The 2,603-nt window shown below is 68.0% G+C and carries 3 protein-coding genes; all 3 read right to left on the bottom strand.

Translation table 11 applies throughout. From position 1 onward, the window contains the following. Positions 1-42: 42 nt before the first annotated feature. Complete coding sequence (locus ACFVJS_RS27455; protein ID WP_040755057.1) at positions 43-333, bottom strand: DUF4193 domain-containing protein; 291 nt, start codon at positions 331-333, stop codon at positions 43-45. Between the two features lie 265 nt (positions 334-598). After that, the gene (locus ACFVJS_RS27450) at positions 599-1,456 is read right to left on the bottom strand and encodes an inositol monophosphatase family protein (protein WP_378886714.1); all 858 of its coding nucleotides are present in this window, start codon (positions 1,454-1,456) and stop codon (positions 599-601) included. Positions 1,457-1,481: 25 nt separating this feature from the next. Then, a complete protein-coding gene (locus ACFVJS_RS27445; protein ID WP_378886713.1) occupies positions 1,482-2,588 on the bottom strand; it encodes a ferrochelatase in 1,107 nt (368 codons plus the stop codon). Between the last annotated feature and the right edge of the window lie 15 nt (positions 2,589-2,603).

The raw sequence follows: 2,603 nt of genomic DNA, 5'->3' as shown, positions 1-2,603 counted from the left end.
GGCTATGCAGATGCGCCGACTCGGCGGCTTTTCGACTGCACATCACGCACAGTCAAAACAGATCATCTTCTTCTCGTCAGCCAACTGGCTGCGGTGGTGCACCAGGAAGCAGCTCATGCAGGTGAACTCGTCCTCCTGCTTCGGCTTCACCTCGACTGCGAGCTCCTCATGGCTGAGGTCGGCTCCCGGAAGCTCGAACGACTCGGCAGCCTCGGCCTCGTCCTCGTCGACTTTGCCCGAGTTCTTGTCATGACGACGAGCCTTGAGCTCTTCGATGCTCTCCTCGGACTGGTCCTCTTCATTTTTACGCGGTGCGTCGTAGTCCGTCGCCATCTGCGCCACTCCCCTTCTCACTCATCTTCAGTCCCCCCGCGCGCCCCCGAGGGCAGCGGCACGGCCCGTGATTGTGCACTATTCACGTGCATTTCGCACACTCAATCGGAACCGCGTCGCCGAAACGTTCCGTCATCTGGCGGTATTCCCTATCACGGGGATAGATGATCAGCGAGTTTCGGGTGGGTGAACGCGGCTGTATCCAGCGGGGCCCCGGGACCTTCCCGGCCGCTGGCCGTCATAGATCTACATCAACCGGCGGCTTTCAGTCGGGTACGACACCCGGGACCGAGTCAACTGGCAGAAAACCGGCCTGAACAGCCGCTTTCCGTAGCTCATCGTAACCGTGCGCGGGCGCGACGACGACGAATCGGCGGCCGCCGACACCCGTCGTCGCCTCCCACCGGGCCCCGGCCGCCTCCGCCACCAGACAGGCCGCCGCGTGGTCCCACAGGTGCAGGCCCTCCTCGAGATAGCCGTCGAGGGTCCCCTCGGCCACACCACAGATGTCCAGGGCCGCAGAGCCGATGCGGCGAACGTCACGCACGACCGGCAGGAACCGCACCAGTGCCTCGGCCTGGACACGACGGAGACCGGCATCGTAGGAGAAGCCGGTGGCGATCAGACGCTGCCCGAGCTCGGCCGGCGGGCGCACCTGGATCGGCTCGCCGTTCTTGACCCCGGCCGCCGATCCGTCGGGCTGCCGGAAGGCGGCGTAAAGGGTGCCTGCGGACACGTCGACGACGGCTCCCGCGACGACCTCGCCGGCGTACTCCGCGGCGATCGAGACGGCGTAGCGGGGCAGGCCGTAGAGGAAGTTGACTGTGCCGTCGATCGGGTCGACGATCCAGCGCACGCCGCTGGTGCCGGCCGTGCTCTGCCCTTCGCTGGCACCCTCCTCACCGAAGAAGCCGTCGTCGGGACGCTCCTGGGAGATCAGCCGCCGGATCAGGGCCTCGGTGTCCCGGTCGGCCTCGGTGACGACATCGGTCGCGGTGGACTTGGTGGCCGCCACCTCGACCACGCCGGCGGCCCGCTCGCGGACGAGGTCGGCGGCCGCACGGGCGGTCGCCACGGCGAGCGCCAGCAGGTCTCCAGGCTTCGGGGCGGAATGATCTGTCATGGGCCCGACCCTATGCCGCGGGTGATCACCCGGAGTACTGGGGCGAGTCCTCACCGGACAGGGTCGGCAGCTGGGAGCGCTGGTTGAAGCAGCAGCCCACCGGACAGCGGTCGGGGCCGGCGCCCAGGTCGCCGACGGTGAGCCGCTCAGGGGCCTCTCCGCGCTCCGCCGCGGCGCGCTCGAGGAGCAGGTCGCGTACGGCAGCCACGAAGCGTGGGTCCTCCCCCGCGGTCGGGCTGCGACGGGCGTGGATGCCGAGCTTCTCGGCGGTCGCCATGGCCTCGGTGTCGAGGTCGTAGACAACCTCCATGTGGTCGGAGACGAAGCCGACCGGGCACATCACCACGGCATTGACGTCCTTGCCCGCGAGCTCCTCGAGGTGGTCGTTCACGTCCGGCTCGAGCCACGGGATGTGCGGGGCGCCGGAGCGGCTGCAGTAGACGAGGTCCCACTCGTGGGTGACTCCACGTCGCTCGGCCACCTGCTCGGCGATCACTGTGGCGACGTCGAGGTGCTGGGCGACGTACGCGTTGCCATCGGGGCCGGCGTTGTCGTTCATCGAGGTCGGGATCGAGTGGGTCACGAACAGGATCCGGGCGCTGTCGCGCTCGTCCTGCGGGAGATCCTCGATCGAGGCGACCACGCCGTCCACGACGGGGGCGACGAAGCCGGGGTGGTTGTAGTAGCGCCGCAGCTTGTCCAGCACCGGCGCGTTCTCCACACCACCGGTCGTGTCGCACGCCTCGAAGAGGTTCTCGCGGTACTGCCGGCACGAGGAGTAGGACGAGTAGGCGCTGGTCGCGAAGACCGCCGCCCGCTTGATCCCGTCGGCCCGCATCTGGGCGACGGTGTCGCTCAGGTAGGGGTCCCAGTTGCGGTTGCCCCAGTAGACCGGCAGGTCGATCCCGTGCTCGGCCAGGTCGCTGCGCAGCGCCGCCAGGAAGGCCCGGTTCTGGTCGTTGATCGGCGACTTCCCACCGCGGTCGAAGTAGTGCTGTCCGACCTCGACCAGCCGTTCCCGCGGGATCCCCCGCCCCCGGGTCACGTTCTCCAGGAACGGCACCACGTCCTCGGTCTTCTCCGGCCCCCCGAAGGAGACGAACAGCAGAGCATCATAAGGAGAGACATCCACAGGCCCATCATATTG

This window comes from Nocardioides sp. NPDC057772 (assembly GCF_042798075.1).
Classification (GTDB): domain Bacteria; phylum Actinomycetota; class Actinomycetes; order Propionibacteriales; family Nocardioidaceae; genus Nocardioides.
The sequence above is the reverse complement of the archived record's forward strand: the minus strand, read 5'-3'. Positions and strand labels throughout refer to the sequence as shown.